Genomic DNA, 19,727 nt, shown 5'->3' with positions numbered 1-19,727 from the left:
CCCGCACCCGGCGACGGGCGCACGTTCGCCGAGGACTGTGAGGTCAACGGGGTGCACTTCAAGGAGGGCGAGCGGCTCTACATCTCGTGGTCGATGGCCAACCGCGACCCGAAGGTGTTCCCCAACCCGCACGAGATCATCCTGGATCGCAAGGGCAACCGGCACATGGGCTTCGGGATCGGCATCCACCGCTGCATCGGCTCGAATCTGGGCCGTACGGTGTTCAAGGCGATGCTGACCGCGGTGCTCGACCGCATTCCCGACTACGTCTGCGACCCCGCGGGCACCGTGCACTACGAAACCATCGGGGTCATCCAGGGCATGCGCCACCTGCCGGCGGACTTCACCCCCGGAAAGCCTCTGGGCCCGGGCCTGGAGGAGACCTTGGAGAAACTCCAGAAGGTCTGCGATGAACAAGAACTCGCCCGCCCCATCACCGAAAGCAAACACACCGCAACCATCGACTAAAGGCGAGTTCACCAAGCTCCCGAGAGGAACGACCATGCGCCAAGAAGACATGATCCTGATCAGCGTCGATGACCACATCATCGAGCCGCCGGACATGTTCAAGAACCACCTGTCGAAGAAGTACCAGGATGATGCGCCGGTGCTGGTGCACAACCCGGACGGGTCGGACTCCTGGCGGTTCCGCGATGTGGTGGTGCCGAACGTGGCGCTCAACGCGGTGGCCGGTCGGCCCAAAGAGGAGTACGGGTTGGAGCCGCAGGGTCTCGACGAGATCCGGCCGGGGTGCTACAACGTCGACGAGCGGGTCAAGGACATGAATGCCGGCGGGATTCTGGCGTCGATCAACTTCCCGTCGTTTCCCGGGTTTGCCGGAAGATTGTTTGCCACTGAGGATTCGGACTTCTCGCTGGCGTTGGTGCAGGCCTACAACGACTGGCACATCGACGAGTGGTGCGGGGCGTATCCCGCACGGTTCATTCCGATGGCGATTCCGGTGATCTGGGACGCTGAGCTCTGCGCGGCCGAGGTGCGCCGGGTGGCGGCCAAGGGTGTGCATGCGTTGACGTTCTCGGAGAACCCGGCGGCTATGGGATACCCCAGCTTCCACGACGAGTACTGGAATCCGTTGTGGAAGGCGTTGTGCGACACCAATACCGTGCTCAATGTGCACATCGGCTCGTCGGGCAAACTGGCCATCACCGCACCGGATGCGCCGACGGATGTGATGATCACCCTGCAGCCGATGAACATCGTGCAAGCGGCGGCCGACTTGTTGTGGTCGCGACCGATCAAGCAGTACCCGGATCTCAAGATCGGCTTGAGCGAGGGCGGCACGGGGTGGATCCCCTATTTCCTGGAGCGTGCCGATCGCACATTTGAGATGCACTCGACGTGGACGGGCCAGGATTTCGGTGGCAAGAAGCCGTCGGACGTGTTCCGGGAGCACTTCCTGACCTGCTTCATCTCCGATCCGGTCGGTGTTGCCCTGCGCCACCAGATCGGTATCGACAATATCTGCTGGGAGGCCGACTACCCGCACTCGGATTCGATGTGGCCCGGCGCTCCTGAGGAGCTGTGGGACGTGCTGACGGCCAACAACGTTCCCGACGAGGACATCAACAAGATGACCTATCAGAACGCCATGCGCTGGTACTCGTTCGATCCGTTCACCCATATCGCCAAGGAGCAGGCCACCATTGGCGCGTTGCGCAAGGCCGCCGAGGGGCACGACGTGTCCATCCGGGCGCTCAACAAGCACAAGAAAGAGTCCTTCGCCAACATGTCGGCGTTCGCGCAGCAAGCGCAGGGCCAGTCCGACGAATGACTGATCCTGTGCCGGTGAAGCCGGATCTGGGTCGCTTCGGGGTGTGGGTACGTGAGCCGATGCTGCCCGAACAAGCCCTCGAGGTGGAGCGGTTGGGCTACGGCGCGGTGTGGGTCGGCGGCTCACCTGCCGCCGGGTTGTCGTTCGTGGAACCGATTTTGGCGAAGACCAGCACCTTGCAGGTAGCGACCGGAGTCGTCACGACCTGGATTGCGGCTCCGGAGGAGATCGCTGAGTCATTTCACCGTATCGAGGAGGCATACCCGGGACGGTTCCTGCTCGGCATCGGTGTCGGCCATCCCGAGGCGCTCGCTCAGTACCGCAATCCGATCGACGCCCTCAACGCCTATCTGGACAAACTCGACGAGTACGGCGTGCCGTCGAACCGCCGCGTCATCGCCGCTCTGGGGCCGCGTGTGCTGCGGCTGTCGGCCGAGCGCGGCGCTGGCGCACATCCCTACTTGACGACGCCCGAGCACTCCGCTCGAGCGCGCGCGTTGATGGGTCCGGGGGCCTTTCTGGCTCCTGAGCACAAGGCGTTACCCGTCGTTGACGCCGCGCAGGCACGCGACATCGGGCGACAGAACCTTGAGATGTACCTGGGGCTGCAGAACTATCTGAACAACTGGAAACGGCTCGGGTTCACCGAAGATGACCTTGGCTCTCCCATCAGCGATCGGCTCGTCGACGCCATGATCGCCTACGGCACGTCCGATGTGATTGCCACCCGGCTTTCCGAGCATCTCGACGCCGGCGCCGACCATGTGCCCATCCGGGTGCTCGGAGCACCGGAACAGTTGTTGCCGACCCTGGCCGCGGTGGCGGGACCGTTGGGGTTGGGTCATTCTCACGTGGAGGTGCTGTGAGGCCAGAAGATGTCGTTCGCGCCCAATTGCAGGCCTGGAGTAGCGGCGATGCCGACAAGATCACCAGCTACTTTGCGGACGACGCGATCTGGGAGAATGTTCCGATCGGCGTCGTGCGCGGACAAGACGAGATCCGCAAGAGCGTCGAGGGCTATCTTTCGCACATCACCGAGATGAACATCGAAGTCCTGAACCTCGCGACAGCGGGAAGCCTCGTCCTCACCGAGCGCATCGATCATTTCGTCTGGGATGGAAAGGCCACGGCCGCTCGCTGCATGGGCGCGTTCGAAGTGTCCGGCGACAAGATCACCGCGTGGCGGGACTACTTCGACCGAGGGCACTAGAACCTCCCGAGGACCGATAGATTTTCGTTCGCCGACCTGAGGTCGGCTACCTGATTGGAGATGAAGTCATGCCCGAAGCCGTCATCGTGTCGGCGTTGCGAACGCCGGTCGGCACCGCATTCAAGGGGACACTGCGTGATACCACCGCTTACGAGTTGGCCCGCCACGTCGTCAGTCACGCTGCTGCAGAGCTTGATTCAGCTCCCATAGACGACGTGATCCTCGCCGAGGGACATCACGGCGGTGGTGTGATCGCGCGTCATGCCGCGATCACCGCGGGATTGACCGAGGTGCCCGGGATGGCGGTCAACCGTCACTGCGCGGCAGGCCTGGCGGCGGTAGGCGCCGCGGCCGCCAGTGTGCGAGCGGGGATGGACCGGTTGGTTCTGGCCGGGGGCGTCAATTCGTCCTCGACGGCACCCAAGTCGCAGATCCGGGTGGGCGAGGAGTGGACGGATTGGTATCCGCCGACCCATCCGAATCGGCCCGACGCACCCAACATGGACATGTCCATCACCGTCGCATGGAACGCAGCGGTCAAAGCGGGCGTCAGTCGCGAAGAGATGGACGCGTGGGCGTTGCGGTCGCACCGCAATGCGATCGCCGCGATCGACGAAGGCCGGTTCACCGACGAGATCGTCCCGATCGAAACTCCGTATGGACTCTTTGTCGTCGACGAAAGCCCGCGCCGCGACACGAGCATGGAGAAACTCGCCGCGCTCAAGCCTCTGCATCCCGAGATCGAGGGTTTCTCGATCACGGCCGGCAACTCGAGCGGCGGAAACGACGCCGCGGCGGTGCTGGCCATCGCCAGTGACAGCCTTGGTCTTCCCGCGTTGGCCACTGTGCGGGCATGGGCCTCGGTCGGTGTCGACCCCGCCGAAACGGGACTCGCGCCGGTCAAAGCTATCCCCAAAGCCCTGGATAGGGCGGGTATTTTACTCGCCGATGTCGATCTCTTCGAGATCAACGAAGCGTTCGCCTCGATGTGTGTTGCCAGCATCAAGCTGCTCGACATCGACCCAGACGTGGTCAATGTCAGCGGCAGTGGCTGCTCGCTGGGACATCCGATCGCCGCCACCGGCGCACGCATGCTGGTCACCCTGGTGCACGAACTACGCCGACGCGGTGGCGGAATCGGCGTCGCGGGAATGTGTGTCGGAGGAGGCATGGGATCGGCGACGGTCATTGAGGTTCCCGCACCGTAGAACTCAGAAGGTGTTGTAGCTCAACACTTCCGCTACGGGCTTGCGGTAGACCTTCTGAAACTCGGTGCCGATGGTGTATGCGATGGGGAACAACCCCACCTGCGTGTAATCGTCGGCCGGGACGCCGAGCAGTTCAGCGATCTGCTTCTCCCTGCGCGATGCGACGGTGGTCCATGCGGACCCCAGGCCGCGCTCGCGCAGGGCGAGCAGGAAGCTCCAGACGGCTGGAAGAATCGAACCCCACATCGGGCACTGCTCCGGAAGGCTCTTTCCCTCGGGACGTCCGGGCATCAGCGGGATCAGAATGGCCGGCATCCGGTGCAATTTCTCGGCAAGTGCGTACGCTGACGCCACAATCGCGCCGCCGCTGGGCACATCGTCGGTCAGAGCCGGCTTGCCGGTTTGGCTGTCGTCGTAGATGCCCATCGCCACCCGGTACTCGGTCGCCAACTTGCCGATGAGGTGCGGATCGTCGACGATGATCCACCGCCACTCGTTGCGATTGGCCCCGTTGGGTGCCTGCAGTGCCAGTTCCAGGCACTCCTCGAGCACGGCTCGCGGAACCGGCCGCGTGACATCGAGGCGACGGCGTACCGCACGAGTGGTGGACAAGACCTCGTCGACCGTCAGGTTCAGCTTCTTCGTCGACATCGATGTCATGTCCTATCTGTCGTAATAGCAGTTCCCGCCATCGACATGCAGAGTACGGCTGGTGATGTAACCGCCGCCCGGGCCCGCGAGAAACACGACCAGCGCGCCGATGTCCTTCTCGGGATCGCCGAGCCTGCGCATCGGGATGCCCTCGAGATGCTTACGCCGCCCTTCGTCGTCGATCATGTCCTCGAACCAGGTGCGATAAGCGTCGGACGCGGCGAGGGGACAGATGGTGTTCACGGTGATGCCGTATTGCCCCCACGACGCGGCGGCAGTCTTGGTCAGCCCGCGCACACCCTCCTTGGCGATGTTGTACGCGCCCAACTCCGGGCGCCCCATGGTGGCGCCGCCAGAGCCGAAATTGATGATGCGGCCGCCGTGTTCCTTCATGGTGGGAAAGCAAGCCTGCATGGTGTAGAGCGAGCCGTGGATGCAGCCACGTAGCGCACCGTCGAGGATCTCATCGGTGACGTCCTCGACGTGGGTGCGCGCGGCCGAATAGGCGTTGTTGACCAGTGCCCAGATCGGACCGAATGCGTCTTGGACTTCTGCGACGCCGCGGTCGACATCTGCGCGGACGCCGGTGTCACCGACACACACCAGCGAACGGCCGCCGAGTTCAGCGATCGTCGCAGCGGTGTTCTCGAGCGTGTCGCGGGTGCGGCCGAAGAGGCCGATGGTCGCGCCGGCCTTGGCTAATGCCATCGCGATGCCGACACCGACGCCGCGACCGCCTCCTGTCAGAAAGGCGACCTTTCCGTCCAGCTCTCCCATTCGAATCTCCTAGCTGGCCCCAGCGGATGTGGTCTGCGCTTGCCACTGGCCCTTCACTGCACTCACCATAGGCCTGAGACGTAGATCGCACCAAAGTTAATTGTATCGGACGTTACAGTCCGGTACTGTACATTTCATGCCGACATGCTGTGTTGAACTGTTCCACGGCAGGGCATCTCGTTCGTATAAGGACGCGTACTGGGCGCTATAGAGGCGGCCAACCACGCCCACTGAGGAGGTAGTGACATGACACAGGGGACAACAATCGACATCGACGGCGACGGTGACCAGCGATTCGCGACCATCACCGACGAGGCGGTGGAGCTGCTGAGGCGGGCTATCGGCCTGCCCATCGTCGACACCGTCGAGCCGTGGTGCTATGAGGTAACCCGCGACAACATTCGTCACTATGCCCATGGGATCGGCGATGACAATCCCATGTGGTGCGACCCCGAATATGCCAAGGCCGGCCCGCACGGTGCCCTTGTCGCGCCGCCGAGTTTCGTGTTCGCGTTGAATCGCATTCTGTCGGGCTATGTCGGCGGTTTGCCCGGGGTCCACGCGATGTGGGCCGGTGCGGATCTGCACTGGCTTCAGCCGTTGCGTCTGGGAACCGAGATCAAGGCCACGGCCCACCTCAAGGACCTCGTCGAGCACCAGACGCGCTTCGCCGGGCGCGCCTTCCAGCAGATCTACCATGTCGAATTATCCTCGGCTGAGGGCGAATTGCTGTGCGAAGGCGATTCGTGGGTGTTCCGGACCGAACGTGATGCTGCCCGCGAGCGTGGCACCAAATACGAGGCTGTCAAGGCGGCTCCTCGGCCGCGTTACACTCAGGAAGAGCTTCGTGAGATCTACGACGCCTACGAGAACGAAGAGGTCCGTGGCTCGGTGCCGCGCTACTTCGAGAATGTCAAGGTCGGCGACACGCTGCCAGTTCTGGTCAAGGGCCCGATGACCGTCACCGGATTCATCGCCTACGCCCAGGGCTGGGGCGGTCTGTACATCCGCGCCAACAAGTTGGCTTACCAGCAGATCCGCAAGCATCCGGGCCTCGGCATCCCCAACAGCCTGGGCATTCCCGACGTTCCCGAGCGGGTTCACTGGGAGGAGGAGTTCGCGCTGGCGGTCGGCACGCCCGGGGCCTACGACTACGGGCCAGAACGGTGCTCCTGGCTGACCCACCAGTTGACCAACTGGATGGGCGACGACGGCTTCCTGGTCCGGCACTCTTCGCAGATCCGGCACCACAACATCGCCGGTGACTGGATCCGGATCGAAGCAACGGTGACCGGTGTCAACGCCGACGATGCCACGGTGACGATCGACCAAAAGGCGCACAATCAGGATGGCAATCTCTCGGCGACCGGCACTGGTGTCGTGCGCCTGCCCCGTAAGGCCCAGTTATAGTCGCGCGTAGTCAGACTCCGCGACCGGAGGGTATTCAGATGTCCGACCAACGCTGTGAGCCGCCGTGGGCACGCGTCGAAGGGACCTTGATGACCACCGCGCGGGTCATGCGACGCGCCTACGACCGGGCCTTTGCCGACATCGGGATCAATCTGGCGGAGGCCACCATCCTGGCGTACCTCGTCGGCGGCCAGCTCACTCAATCCGAGCTGGCCCGCCGCGTGGGAACGAGCCGGGCCCGGGTCGGTGGTTCGATCGACTCTTTGGTGCCCAAGGGTGCGGTGCGCCGAGTCGCCGACGAAACCGACCGGCGGGTTTGGCTGGTGACGCTCACCGATGAGGGCCGCTCCATGTGGGAACGCTCGGTGGCGGCTGATCGGGAATTGCGCAAGCGCATTCGGATGGGGACCACTGCCAAGCAGCGCGAGCACCTCGATGAGGTGCTCGCGCTAATCCAGAAGAACCTCGTCGATTATCTCGGCGGAACGGTGGAGTGAATCCTCAAACGAGCGGGGCGAATTCGATGCGGAGCGCGGTGAGCTCCCGGATGATGAACGACGGGTCTCGTCGACGATGTGTCGGTTCGGTTGCTGCGCGCCTTGGCAAACCATCGTGTATCACCGCCGATTTTCGCATCGCTCTCGCAAGGCTTTTGCGAGCTGACCGGGGATCATCAACTGAGTCAGCTACCTGTTGATTGGGGCGGCGGCGCGAGTTCGCTGAGGTTCGTCGATGTATGTCCTACATGGTACTGTCACGGACATTACAAAATGTACGTTCAAGTGACAACCGAGCACGGGACTCTTAAGGTTTCTGTGCTCGGACTCGACGGGCCGGCCGAACCGGCAGGGGGCGCGGATCCCGTGCTTTGGGGCATCCCTAACTGTCAGAATCGTGGAGTGCCCGATTGCAGAGCGTCACGGTGAAGGAGCGTCATAGACCAGATGACCGATCGATACGCCGACCACCTGACGGACGCTGACCTCGGGGAAGCTCTGACGTATCCCGTCGATGCCTTCATTTCCCGGGAGTATGCCGCCGCCGAGAACGAACTGTTGTGGTCGAGGGTCTGGCAGATGGCGGGGCGAGAAGAGGATGTTCCCGATGTCGGCGATTTCATCACCTACAACATCGGCGACGAGTCCATCATCATCATCCGCACCGCGCCCGACACGCTCAAGGCCTATTACAACGTGTGCCCGCACCGCGGCCGCCAACTGATCAACACTCCTGACGACGTCAACTGTGTCACCGGCATGAGGCGGACATTTGTCTGTGGTTTCCACGGTTGGGCTTTCAACCGTGAGGGCAAGAACGTCAACATTCTCGACAAGGACGACTGGAACGGTGCGCTGACTGATGATCGCACCTGCCTCTCGCAGGTCCGAGTGGACACATGGGGTGGCTGGATCTACGTCAACATGGATCCTGCCGCGGAATCCCTGCAGGAGTTTCTGCGCCCAGCCGCGCGCATCCTTGACCACTTCGAGTTCGACAAGATGCGCTACAAGTGGCGCCAATGGACCGTGTATCCGTGCAACTGGAAGACCGCCATCGAGGCGTTCATGGAGCCCTACCACGTATCCGGAACCCACCCGCAGTTGCTGAAGTACGGCCAGTACTACGCCTACAGCAAGCCGTACGGGTTGCACGGTGTCAGTGGCTTCGACGAGCGCGACGCCAGTTTCAAGATGAGTCAAAGCAGTTCGGTGACCCGCGCCGGTCTCGGCGACCCCCGTATCTCGACGTACGAGCTCGCCAGGGAGAACTACGAGACGGTCAACTACGCGGCGTCCACCGAGACCTTGGTGAATGCGGCGAAGCGGTTGGTCGAGGAGCTGCCCGAGGGAACTCCGGCGGCCGATGTCATCGCTCACTGGCTGGCGTCGGCCAAGGCCGACGATGCCGTGCGCGGCGTGATCTGGCCCGAGATTCCGCCGGACATCATGGCCGAAGCCGGCCTGGCCTGGAGCTTGTTCCCCAATCAGACCATCTTGCAAGGCGTTACGTTCGCACTCTGCTATCGCGTGCGGCCGTACGGCGACGACCCCAACAAATGTATCTTCGAGTCGTACGCGCTCGAACGGTATCCGGACGGTGCGGAGCCGAAGACCGAATGGGTGTGCGCGGAGCCGACCGCCGACAACTGGGGGTCGGTGCTGGCGCAGGATTTTGCCAACATGGAATGGGTGCAGAAGGGTATGAAGTCACGCGGATTCCGCGGCACGCTTCCCAACCCGCACCAGGAGCAGAAGATCACCAACTTCCACCGTCACCTGTCTCGCTTCATGGGCGCTGGTGTTCCGCGCAAGCTCGAGCAGCCGAATCCTTAAGTCGGCGTGGAGGCCTGGAGGTCTAACCTTGTGGCTTCTCCAGTGCCTCCACCCGTCTGCTGGTGCCGCGCCCGAGCGCTGCGGCCTCCGCATCCATTACGGGTAGAAATTTCCGTGCGATGGTCCGTAACGGACGCTCGGCGAGGCGACTGGCGATCGCGGGTCGAATCCAGCGCATGATTCCCGCCCACCGCGGGCAGAACACGTGGCGTTGCCGTCGTTGCATCGCCTGGACGAAGGCGGCCGCGCATTGGTCGGCTGGAACGGTTCGTCCCATGGGGCCGGGCATGCTGCCATACATCCGTTTGAACGTTGTCAGTTCGGTCGTGGCCTCGCGGACCATCGGCGTATCGACCCACGACATGTGCGCCAATCCCACATCGACCCCTTGATGGGCGACCTCGATCCGCAAACCGTTGGCGAAATGTTCGACACCGGCCTTGGCTGCCAGATAGGGCGTGATGCCGGGGGCGGCGCCGAAGGCGGCGACGGACGAGACAACGAGGACGTACCCTTTTCGCTCGACCACGGCGGGCAAGGTGGCACGAACGGTGTGAAAGACGCCCAACAAGTCGACGTCCAGCACCCTCTTGAACACCGCAGAGTCCAGATTCAAGACGGATCCGAAACTGATGATGCCGGCGTTGGCAAGCACGATATCGATGCCGCCGAACCGCTCGACGGCGCGTGCTGCCAACTCTTGCATGGCGCTCAGATCGCGAACGTCGGTGACGCCGGTCAGAACACGGTCATCGGAGCCGAGGCTTTCTGAAAGAGCAGCCAACGCATCTGCATCGGCGTCGGTGAGTACCAGCTTTGCACCCATGCCGTGCAGCAGTCGCGTCACCTCGGTTCCGATCCCGCCGGCACTGCCGGTGATGAAAACGACTTTGCCGCTGAGCGATCTCATTCGCGGACCTCCCATTTCTCGAGCATCTCCTGACTGCCTGGTCGTGAACTGCCGGTGCACCTTGTGGAAGGTGCACCGGCAGGCAACACGTTGGAGCTAACCCTTCAGCTCGGGCAAGACCTTGTCCGCGAACAGCTTCAGCTGCTCGTAGACCAGCTCGTAGGGCATACCGCCCCAGCTGAAGTTGGCCAGCATCTCGTAGTCGCCGACCATCTCCTTGCGGACGCGATGGTGTTCAATCAGTTGCTCAGGGGACCCGATCATGTTGCCGGAGATGTAATCCCGGTACGCCTTGTCCGGACCGCCGGCGGCTTCGGCGGCCTGACCCATGTAGGCATAGGTGGAGTAGGACGGCAGTTCCTTGAAGTGGTCGCTCATGAACTCATAGTGGTTGGCCACGGTTGCGAACATCTTCGCGAAGTAGTTGTCGGTGTACTCGGCGACGCGGTTCTTGTCCTCGAAGCAGCACACGAAGTCCGAGATGACGAATGGCGGTGAGGGCTTGTTGTGAACCTTCTGGAAGGTCTCGCGGTAGTGGTTGATCTCCGGAATCGCGTTGCGCCAGTCACCCTGCGAGAAGCGCAGAGTCTTCAGGCCGTAGTTGGCCGCGACCTCAACCGAACTCGGCGACATGCTCACCATGATGGTGCGGTCCTTGAAGGACTTGAACGGCCGAGGCCTGACCTCGGTCCGCGGAATCTTGTACCACTTGGTGTCGGCTTCGACGATTCCGGTCTCGATGCCCTCCATGATGATCAACGCTGCTTCGTCGAACATCTCGCGGGAGTCGGCCAGTTCAACGCCGAACGAGCGGAATTCCCGGCGGGCCGCGCCCCGGCCCATACCCAGGATCAGCCGGCCCTCGGAAAGGATGTCGAGTTCGAGGGCCTGCTCGACCACTCGCAACGGGTTGTTCCAGGGCAGGATCACCGCGGCGGTGATGAGATTGATGGTGCTCGTCTTCGCCGCGATATACGACAGCACCTGGAACGGATCAGGACAAGCGGCGTAGTCGGTGAAATGGTGTTCGACCGGTCCGACATAATCGAAGCCCATGGCCTCGGCCTCGACGGCGAGGTTCGTCTCCTGCATGAAGGTCTGGACATCGGGATCCCCATGGAGGTTCTGATACCCCAGATGCATACCGACTCTCATCGTTGTCTCCAGTCATTCCAGGGCGCGAGGGCGGGAACGCGCTCGTCGCCGTGTCCGGTTCGGTCGTCGGCCGCTAGTCCGGCCGCTCGGAGGGAATGTTACCTCTACCGTTTCAAAATATGTCAAGATTGAGTCGATCTACCCTAAATAGTCACCGTTGCGGTGAAAAACTCGGGTCGGAGGGAACGAGGCCGATGTGCAGTGAAGAATCGAATGCGTGAGCGAACTCCACTCTGACCTCGCTGGCGTCACCCGCGAGCCGACTGCCACCCCGGGCAAGAGGGGTCCGGGCCGTCCGACGCTGAGCAATGAGCAACTCTTGGACACCGCCCTGGACCTGTTCCTGGAGAACGGTTACGAGAGAACTGGCATCGAGGCGATCGCAGCTGCCGCCGGAATGGCGAAGCGAACGGTCTACGCCCGCTACGGCGACAAGACGACCCTCTTCAAGGCTGCGTTGACCCGCGCGATCGAGGAGTGGATCGTGCCGATCGATGTGCTGCGGCAGGCGGAGAGCGAAGATCTGGAGGCCACACTGTTGCGGGTCGGGCAACTCCTGGTGGTCAATGTGCTGCGTCCGGGCGGTCAGCGCCTGCTGCGACTGACCAACACCGTGTCGGGGCAGATGCCCGAGATCGCCGCGTTCAATGTGCAAAAGGGCACGGAGCCGACGCTCGTGTACCTCGCCGATCTGTTCCGGCGTCGGCTCGGGCTGGACGCGGCCTCGGCGTCGGGTTCCGCTGATGCCGCGGAGGCGTTCATCGACCTCGTCGTCGGGGGCCCGGCCAATCTCGCGGCTCGCGGCGTCGTCATCGATGACGCGGCCATCGACAAACACACCCGCTACTGCATAGGACTGTTTCTGCACGGTGTCTTGCCGAAGGACCGCCGAAGTCTCGCCGTCGAGGAAGAGAACGCGCGGTTGAAAAAATCGGTGACCGACGCACTTACCCAGATCGACCAGGCCCGTGAGCGACTCGACCGTGCCCTGGACGAACGAACTGCCAATCCGTGACGCATGGTGGAATCACAGCGGGTCGTCACTCGTTAGCGTCGTCCGGGCGAAACATCTGCGTCGCGGCCAGGCGCCCGCGCAGGATTTCGGAACCGTAACTGGCCCATTGCCGCCGCTCGACATCGTTGGCGCGGTGCAGGACCGCGGCCGAACACAGCAGACGTCCGGCGCTGGCCTTGGCTCTATCGGCCAGCCGCGCTGCCTCATTGACCGGGTCGCCGACAACTGTGTATTCGTATCGGTGCTCAGCACCGACGTTGCCGGCGAACACCGCGCCTGCAGACACACCGATACCGAAGTCCACTACCGGCAGTTGCTGGAGTGCTACTGCCAGAGTCCGGGCTGTCGACAGTGCGTCCGACGCTGATTCGGGTGAGGGCAGCGGGGCGCCGAACACCGCCAGAGCGGCGTCGCCCTGGAACTTGTTGATCAGGCCGTGTCTTTGGTCGACCTCGGCCACCACGATGCGGAAGAAGTGATTGAGCACTTCGGCAACCTCCGCTGGGGACCGGGTTTGGGCGAGTTGGGTCGAGCCCACCAGGTCGATGAACAGGATGGCCACGTCTCGTACGTCCCCCGACAGAGTCTGGCCCTGGTCCACAGCGCGGCGCGCCACATCGGAACCGACGTGGCGGCCGAACAGGTCGCGTAGGCTGTCGCGCTCGGCCAATCCAGTGACCATGCGGTTGAAACCTACTTGCAGACGGCCGATCTCGGACGGATCGTAGACGGCCACAAACCTATCGATTCGACCGCGCTCGACGTCGGCCATCGCATCGACGACCTCACCTACCGGGTCGGACACGGATCGCGACACGACGATCATGCCGCGTAGCCCGACGAGCACGGTGACGAGGCTTAGCGTCACGACGGGCAATTCGATGGAACCGTGCTGGTCGATAATCCAGCCGTGCGCGTGCATCATCACCAGCACGGCTATTCCCACTGTGGGTAGCGCACTGCACAACAGCCACATCTGGAGGAGGCGCGCCAGTACGCCCGGCGCCGTGAAGGGTTGGTCGTCGTTGGTCCTCGCTGCGGCGATGACAGGACGCAAGACACGTTGGCCGAACAGAAGTGCTGCGCCGGAGGAGGTCGCGGCGCCGTATGCCACGGCCAGGACGATGAACACGACAGCTGCCGCGCCATGACGATAATTGAGAAGAACGAGGACGAGACCGCTGAGCAGCCAGGTCGTCACGAAGACGATGGTTTGGTCGCGGGTGAACCGGCGGGCGGATTTCCGCTGTCGCAGATCGGGTTCGGCCCCGGTGGCATACCATTGTAGCGCCTTGTCCATCTTGGTGAATCCGTATACCGCGACGCTTACGACACCGAGGACCGTCAGTCCTGCGCCGACGGTCAGGGTGGTTGGGCCGAACACTTCATGAGTGTCGGCAACAGCTTGGCCCTTCAATGGCAGCATGATCGCGGTGAGCTCTAATCCGGCGAGGATCTGTGCCAACACGAGTCCCGCCATGTAGCGGGTCCGTAATCTAGTGGCCGTCACGAGCCAACGCTAGTGGTGGGCCGAACTCCAACGGAGCATTTTGCGAAACTCGTGGCACCTGTGCCGCCAGAATTCGATCACGCGGGTGCTCCCACCGGAGGAATCCGGCTCAGTCGGTCGCCTAATTCGTTGCTACGGTGAATCTTTGAGCAGTCGCTGGTGACATTGGCGCGGACAATGCCGGTTCAGCAGGCTGACGGCCGACGACGCCCGAGATTCAGTCAGGCCGCCGGACCGATCGGCACGTGCACCGAGGCGCAAGCGGCTTAGATGCGCTCGCTGCTCAGATTATGCGGGACTCGTGACCAGCCCAGTAACGCTCACGTAACAGGCGCTTGTAGAGCTTGCCATTCGGGTCACGGGGCAGTGCCTCGACGAAGTCGATGGACCGTGGGCACTTGTACGAGGCCAAATCGGCACGGCAGTAAGCGATGATTTCAGCTTCCAGCTCGGGGGAGGCGAGATCCGTATCAGTCAGCTGAACAACCGCTTTGACGGCCTCTCCCATGTCGTTGTCAGGGATGCCGATGACGGCTACGTCGGCGACCGCCGGATGCCCGGCCATCACGTTTTCGGCCTCTTGCGGGTAGATGTTCACGCCGCCGGATATGATCATGTGCGCTTGCCGGTCGGTCAGATACAGATAGCCGTCGTGGTCGAGATAGCCGATGTCGCCTAGGGTGCGCCAACCGTGGTGACTCTGGACTGAGGCGGTCTTGTCCGGATCGTTGTGATAGTCGAAACTGCGGCCGCCTTCGAAGTAGACCAGTCCCGACTCACCCGGGGGAAGCTCAGCACCGTCTGGTCCGACGATGTGGCAGCGCTCGATCGGTCTTCCGACAGATCCTGGATGCTCGAGCCACTCCCGCGCGGAAATGAAAGTGGCGCCGATGTCCTCGGTTCCGGAGTAGTACTCGTCAATGATCGGACCCCACCAGTCGATCATCTGTCTCTTGATCGGTACCGGGCACGGGGCCGCGGTGTGCGTGACGCTGCGCAGGCTGGAAAGGTCACAGCGCTCGCGGTCGCTGAGGGGCAGCCGGAGAATGCGAGCGAACATGGTGGGCACCAACTGTGCGTCCGTCACTCGGTAGCGTTCGATGAGTTCCAGGCATTCCCGGGGATCGAACTTCTCCATCAACACGACGGTGGCGCCCACCCGGTGCCAGGACATCGATCCGACCAACGGCGCCGAATGATAAAGCGGCGCCGGGCAGAGGAACACCGCACCGGCCCCGGCGCTGCCAGCTGTCATTGCGCCGGCGATCTGTGCGGGAACCGAGTCAGGGTCGCCGAATGCCGTCAGTGGTAACGGCTTACGCACACCCTTGGGCTTCCCGGTGGTTCCCGAGGAGTACAGCATCTCCCGGCCTTCACACTCGTCCTCGAGAGGTATTGCCGGCTGTCCGGCGAGCACGGTGTCGTAGCGTTCGAAACCGGCGACGTCGCCGTCAGTGCACACCCGAACCGAAATGCGTGAGAAGTCGAGCTCGGCGACATTCGGCACTGAACTGCTGGATATCAATGCGGTGGCGCCGCAGTCGTCGAGGACATATTGGACTTCACCGGGCCGCAAGTGACGGTTGATCGCCGTGTAGTACAGACCCGTGCGCTGCGCGGCCCACGCAACCTCGAGGAATTCGGGGCTGTTCGGCAGCAGAATCGCTATGTGGTCGCCCTGCTTAAGTCCCCGGCTCCTGAGAAATCGGGCGAACTTCGTCGAGCGCTCATCCAGTTGCGCGTAGGTGACGGTCGCGCCGCTGGACGCCATCACAATCGCAGGCGCATGCGGCGTCGCCGTCGCGTACCTGCTCGGCGCTGCCACCGCTGGACGCTGCGGGTGCCGTTCGTCAATCGTCGACAAGTGACGCACCTTCTAACTCTGCGCGTCGGGCCTGGCGCTGTGCTGCAAGCTAGGTCCGGGAATTGCGCTAGTCGACCGTCTAATTCGCTCGGTCACTCTGCCACTGAGTCTGCAATCAGTCAACGCCCGTACTTCAGCCGAAACCGGCCGTAGGATCGCCGCCGGCGCTGGAGTATCGTTTCGCCGCAAGCCGCCGAGATGGCGCTGGCAGGAGGAGCTGACGCAGATGGGTCTCAAGGGTCTCAGCGGGAAGGTGGCTGTGATCGCCGGTGGTGCGACCGGGATCGGGGCGGCAACCGCAGCACGCCTTGCCGCCGAGGGATGTCGGGTGGTGATCGGTGACGTCGAGCTCGACGGTGCGACCAAGACGGCCCAGGAGATCACCGAGGGTGGTGGTGCTGCCAGAGCCGTATGGTTCGATCTCGCCGAGGCGGAGTCGATCGCCGAACTCGCCCGTGTCGCCGTTTCTGAGTTCGGCGGGGTGGACCTGTTGTTCAATGTCGGTTCCGACATGAGCATTCTGCCCGGGGACACCGATGTTGTCGACATCGACTTGGCGGTGTGGGAGCGCACGATGACGGTTACCCTGCGCGGCTACCTGCTGACATTGAAGAACATGATTCCGCAGATCCTGGCCCGGGGGGGCGGAGCGATCGTCAACATGTCGTCTGCGGCGGCGTTCCAGGGCGAGCCGGTGCGGCCCGCTTACTCGGCCGCCAAAGCCGGTGTCGGTGCGCTGACCCGCCACGTGGCTTCGCGTTGGGGTCGTGAGGGAATCCGTTGCAACGCCGTCGCTCCCGGGCTCACGGCAACGCGAGCGATCCGGTCCGCACCGGTGTTTCCCGATTTACAGGCAGCGGCACTCAAACACATGCGCAGTACCCGGGTTGGCGAACCCGACGATATCGCAGCCATGGTCGCGTTCCTGATGTCCGATGAAGGCTCCTGGGTCAACGGCCAGGTCATCAACATCGACGGCGGCACCATTCTGCGCTGACCGCCGTCGCGTGACTACTTGAGCTCGGTCGACGACATCCCGAGCAGCCGGCGGGCCACCACCAACTGCTGGATCTGCTGGGTGCCTTCGAAGATGTCGAGGATCTTCGAGTCGCGGGCCCACTTCTCCAGCAGATTCTGCTCGGAATAGCCTGCCGTCCCGGCCAATTCGACAGCCTTGAGGGTGATGTCGCTGGCGACCCGGGCTGCCTTGGCCTTGCCCATGGAGGCTTCCTTGGAGTTCGGGATGGCGTTGTCGGCCTGCCACGCCGACCGAACGGTCAGCAAGTAGCCGGCCTCCCAGTCGGCCTCCATGCGAAGGAATTCCGCGGCGGCGGCACTCTGCGCGTGGGCGGGCTTGTCGTAGGAGATCTCCACACCCGCCTCGGTCAGGATCGTGCGGAGCTCCTCGAGCGCGGCGCGGGCCACTCCGACGGCCATCGCCGCCACGATCGGCCTGGTGTTGTCGAAGGTCTCCATGACCCCGGCAAAGCCCTTCTCCACGTGGATCTCCGGGTCGCCGAGCAGGTTCTCTTTCGGGATCCTGGCATTGTCGAATCGGATCACCGCGGTGTCGGAGGCCTTGATGCCGAGTTTGTGTTCCAGGCGCTCGACGGTGACACCGGGGTGCTCGCGCGGCACGATGAACGACTTGATGGCCGCGCGGCCCTTGGACTTGTCCAGCGTCGCCCACACGACGATGTGGGTGGCCCGCGACCCCGCGGTGACGAAGATCTTCTCCCCGTTGATCACGTATTCGTCGCCGTCGCGGACCGCTGTCGTGGACACCGCGGCCGAGTCGGAGCCGAACGACGGTTCGGTGATCGCCATTGCGGCCCAGACGTTCTTGCCCAGCCGCTCCAGCTGTTCGTCGGTGGCCACGCCCGAGATGGCGGCGTTACCCAGGCCCTGACGAGGCACCGAGAGCAGCAGCGCGATATCGCCCCAGGCGATCTCCAGTGCATTGAGCAACGCGGACATGTTGCCGCCGTTGATGTTTCCCTTGGGTCCGTCATCGCTGTCCCGGAAGGCCTCCGCGCCGGCGAAGGAAATCGTGTTGGCCTCGGAGATGCCCTCGAACAGCGTGGCCAGGGTGTCCAACTCGACGGGGTAGGCATGCTCGGCGATGTCGTACTTGCGTGAAATCGGCCGCAGCATCTCCGCCGCGCCCTGATGCGCCTTCTCGATCACGGCTTCCAGCTTGCGCGGCATTTCGAGATTTACTGCCATGAGAGTCTTTTCCGTTCGTTAGCCCGAGATGGTTACAGGAGGACGACACCTTCGGCGACGCCGATGGCCCGCAGATCGCGGTACCAGCGCTCCACCGGGTGCTCCTTGGTATAGCCGTGACCGCCGAGCAACTGAACACCGTCCAGGCCGATCTGCATGCCCTTGTCGGTGCCCAGCTTCTTGGCCAGCGCGGCCTCGCGGGCGAACGGCAAACCGCGTTCGGCGCGCGCCGCGCCGCGCCAGGTGATCAACCGCAGGCCGTCGAGTTCGATGGCGATGTTGGCGCACATGAACGCAACCGCCTGGCGGCGGGCGATCGGCTCGCCGAACGCCTCGCGCTCCTTGACGTAGGGGATCACGTAATCCAGCACCGCGTGCGAGGTGCCGACCGCTAGGGCGGCCCAGCCCAAGCGCGACAGCGCGATGGCCTCGGAATAGATCTGAGCGCGGTCGGCGTCCGTTCCTTCTTCCTCACCAAGGCGGGCCGACGACGGCACCGAGACGTTGTCCAATTCCACGCGACCCAGTGCTGCGGCGCGGATGCCCATGCTGGGATCGGCTTTCACCGACACGCCGGGCGTCGATGCCTCCACGATGAACAGAGAAGGCCTGCCATTGAGTTGTGCTGCGACGATGAACAATTCGGTGTCGGCCGCGGCCGGAACAAGGGACTTCACCCCGTCGAGGCGATAGCCGCTGGGCGTGCGCAGCGCTGTCGTCTTGAGTGCGGTGGGATCGAACAGGGCGTGCGGCTCGGCGATCGCCACGCAGGCCTGCGGCACATGGTCGCCGGCGAATTCGCTGAGATAGGTGGCCTGCTGATCGGCGCTGCCCAAATGGGTCAGTGCCGATGCGACACCGCCCGGCGCCAGGATCGGCAGCGCCAGACCCATGTCGCCGTATGCCAGCGCCTCTGCCACCAGCGCATTGGTGACGGTGGTGCGGTGCTCGGCGATGCCGTCGAAATCCTCGGGAACGTTGATCGCGGTGATGCCGAGCTCGGCCGCCTTGGCGATCAGGTCCGGGGGATAGGTCGTCGCCTCGTCGGCATCGTGGGCGGCCGGGCGCAGAATCTCCTCCGCGAACTCGTCGACCGTCGCGACGATCATCTTCTGGTCGTCGTCAGGAGTGAGGTCGAAATAGTCAGCGCCACTTGGTCGCAACCGAGTCGGCGCTTTGCCGATGCCCTGAACTCGCTTGAACTGCCGAGTGGCCGCGCCGGCGGTCGAGAACGCCTGCTTGACACCGTATTTCAGGCCGCGATTGAACGGGTCCCGCAGGTGGTAGCGGTCCAGGAATTCCTGGCCGACCAGAGGTGTGATGACCGCAAGCGCGATATCGGTCACGGATCGCTGGTGCTTGAACCGGCCGACCGCGCTGTCGCGGGCTCGGGCGCTCGTTGATCTGGGCGGAAAAGTGTTGGTCATTGTCGTCAGCCTCGTCGACGGTGGGCGGTGCTGGTTAGAACTCGCTGACGCTATCTTACTCCAAAGTAAGGTCGATCTCGGACCCGGCGGTCCACAAGGATTTTGTTGGGTAGGTCACAGCCGGCGCCGCTAGGAGGCCGCTGAATAATCGGCGTGTCTCCTCGGTGTAGCGGCTTGAGCTGGGAAAATGGATTCATGCAAGGCATGGAGCGGCCGGATCGGGAACTGTTGGACGCCCG

18 protein-coding genes are annotated in these 19,727 nt (G+C 63.3%); 10 read left to right on the top strand and 8 right to left on the bottom strand.

Annotation, left to right across the window (positions count from 1 at the left end; translation table 11 throughout):
* From ORI27_RS31830 to ORI27_RS31810, 5 genes are all read left to right on the top strand, one after another.
* Window positions 1-468, top strand: a 468-nt coding sequence (locus ORI27_RS31830; protein WP_266001190.1) for a cytochrome P450, incomplete at its 5' end; no start/stop codon positions are given.
* A 34-nt stretch (window positions 469-502) separates the two neighbouring features.
* Window positions 503-1,792, top strand: coding sequence for an amidohydrolase family protein (locus ORI27_RS31825; protein ID WP_266001191.1), 1,290 nt, complete (start codon window positions 503-505; stop codon window positions 1,790-1,792).
* Window positions 1,789-2,658 (top strand): LLM class F420-dependent oxidoreductase, encoded by an 870-nt coding sequence (locus tag ORI27_RS31820; protein WP_266001192.1) that lies wholly within the window; start codon window positions 1,789-1,791, stop codon window positions 2,656-2,658. Before ORI27_RS31825 ends, ORI27_RS31820 begins: the two co-directional genes overlap by 4 nt.
* The gene (locus ORI27_RS31815) at window positions 2,655-3,002 is read left to right on the top strand and encodes an SgcJ/EcaC family oxidoreductase (RefSeq protein ID WP_266001193.1); all 348 of its coding nucleotides are present in this window, start codon (window positions 2,655-2,657) and stop codon (window positions 3,000-3,002) included. The genes ORI27_RS31820 and ORI27_RS31815 overlap by 4 nt, the downstream gene beginning before the upstream one ends.
* Before the next feature lie 68 nt (window positions 3,003-3,070).
* Window positions 3,071-4,210: a thiolase family protein gene (locus ORI27_RS31810; protein WP_266001194.1), complete on the top strand. Its 1,140-nt coding sequence runs from the start codon at window positions 3,071-3,073 to the stop codon at window positions 4,208-4,210.
* 3 nt (window positions 4,211-4,213) lie between these two features.
* Here ORI27_RS31810 and ORI27_RS31805 read toward each other — a convergent pair whose 3' ends face one another.
* Window positions 4,214-4,870 carry a nitroreductase family protein gene (locus ORI27_RS31805; protein WP_266001195.1) on the bottom strand — a complete coding sequence of 219 codons (657 nt, stop codon included), beginning with the start codon at window positions 4,868-4,870 and terminating at the stop codon, window positions 4,214-4,216.
* A gap of 3 nt (window positions 4,871-4,873) precedes the next feature.
* Window positions 4,874-5,638, bottom strand: a complete 765-nt coding sequence (locus ORI27_RS31800) for an SDR family NAD(P)-dependent oxidoreductase (RefSeq protein WP_266001196.1) — start codon at window positions 5,636-5,638, stop codon at window positions 4,874-4,876.
* A 246-nt stretch (window positions 5,639-5,884) separates the two neighbouring features.
* Between ORI27_RS31800 and ORI27_RS31795 the strand changes: the two genes are divergently transcribed.
* The 3 genes from ORI27_RS31795 (at window position 5,885) to ORI27_RS31785 (ending at window position 9,381) form a co-directional block, all read left to right on the top strand.
* Window positions 5,885-7,048, top strand: coding sequence for an FAS1-like dehydratase domain-containing protein (locus ORI27_RS31795; protein ID WP_266001197.1), 1,164 nt, complete (start codon window positions 5,885-5,887; stop codon window positions 7,046-7,048).
* Between the two features lie 38 nt (window positions 7,049-7,086).
* Window positions 7,087-7,545 (top strand): MarR family winged helix-turn-helix transcriptional regulator, encoded by a 459-nt coding sequence (locus ORI27_RS31790; RefSeq protein WP_266001198.1) that lies wholly within the window; start codon window positions 7,087-7,089, stop codon window positions 7,543-7,545.
* A gap of 447 nt (window positions 7,546-7,992) precedes the next feature.
* Window positions 7,993-9,381, top strand: coding sequence for an aromatic ring-hydroxylating oxygenase subunit alpha (locus ORI27_RS31785; RefSeq protein ID WP_266001200.1), 1,389 nt, complete (start codon window positions 7,993-7,995; stop codon window positions 9,379-9,381).
* A 22-nt stretch (window positions 9,382-9,403) separates the two neighbouring features.
* Here ORI27_RS31785 and ORI27_RS31780 read toward each other — a convergent pair whose 3' ends face one another.
* The gene (locus tag ORI27_RS31780) at window positions 9,404-10,291 is read right to left on the bottom strand and encodes an SDR family oxidoreductase (RefSeq protein WP_266001201.1); all 888 of its coding nucleotides are present in this window, start codon (window positions 10,289-10,291) and stop codon (window positions 9,404-9,406) included.
* Between the two features lie 96 nt (window positions 10,292-10,387).
* A complete protein-coding gene (locus tag ORI27_RS31775) occupies window positions 10,388-11,446 on the bottom strand; it encodes an LLM class flavin-dependent oxidoreductase (protein WP_266001203.1) in 1,059 nt (352 codons plus the stop codon).
* Between the two features lie 217 nt (window positions 11,447-11,663).
* On the opposite strand from ORI27_RS31775, the gene ORI27_RS31770 reads away from it, so the two are divergent.
* The gene (locus ORI27_RS31770; protein WP_266001205.1) at window positions 11,664-12,461 is read left to right on the top strand and encodes a TetR/AcrR family transcriptional regulator; all 798 of its coding nucleotides are present in this window, start codon (window positions 11,664-11,666) and stop codon (window positions 12,459-12,461) included.
* A gap of 25 nt (window positions 12,462-12,486) precedes the next feature.
* Here ORI27_RS31770 and ORI27_RS31765 read toward each other — a convergent pair whose 3' ends face one another.
* Window positions 12,487-13,941: an adenylate/guanylate cyclase domain-containing protein gene (locus tag ORI27_RS31765; RefSeq protein WP_266001210.1), complete on the bottom strand. Its 1,455-nt coding sequence runs from the start codon at window positions 13,939-13,941 to the stop codon at window positions 12,487-12,489.
* A gap of 313 nt (window positions 13,942-14,254) precedes the next feature.
* On the bottom strand, window positions 14,255-15,835 hold the full coding sequence (locus tag ORI27_RS31760) for an acyl-CoA synthetase (protein ID WP_407666511.1): 1,581 nt from the start codon (window positions 15,833-15,835) through the stop codon (window positions 14,255-14,257).
* A 226-nt stretch (window positions 15,836-16,061) separates the two neighbouring features.
* Between ORI27_RS31760 and ORI27_RS31755 the strand changes: the two genes are divergently transcribed.
* A complete protein-coding gene (locus ORI27_RS31755; RefSeq protein WP_266001207.1) occupies window positions 16,062-16,832 on the top strand; it encodes an SDR family NAD(P)-dependent oxidoreductase in 771 nt (256 codons plus the stop codon).
* 14 nt (window positions 16,833-16,846) lie between these two features.
* Here the strand turns inward: ORI27_RS31755 and ORI27_RS31750 are convergent, their stop codons facing one another.
* Window positions 16,847-18,061 carry an acyl-CoA dehydrogenase family protein gene (locus ORI27_RS31750; RefSeq protein WP_266001208.1) on the bottom strand — a complete coding sequence of 405 codons (1,215 nt, stop codon included), beginning with the start codon at window positions 18,059-18,061 and terminating at the stop codon, window positions 16,847-16,849.
* A 32-nt stretch (window positions 18,062-18,093) separates the two neighbouring features.
* Window positions 18,094-19,488, bottom strand: a complete 1,395-nt coding sequence (locus ORI27_RS31745; protein ID WP_266001209.1) for an acyl-CoA dehydrogenase family protein — start codon at window positions 19,486-19,488, stop codon at window positions 18,094-18,096.
* Between the last annotated feature and the right edge of the window lie 239 nt (window positions 19,489-19,727).

Source organism: Mycobacterium pinniadriaticum, assembly GCF_026242045.1.
GTDB classification, from domain to species: domain Bacteria; phylum Actinomycetota; class Actinomycetes; order Mycobacteriales; family Mycobacteriaceae; genus Mycobacterium; species Mycobacterium pinniadriaticum.
The sequence above is the reverse complement of the archived record's forward strand: the minus strand, read 5'-3'. Positions and strand labels throughout refer to the sequence as shown.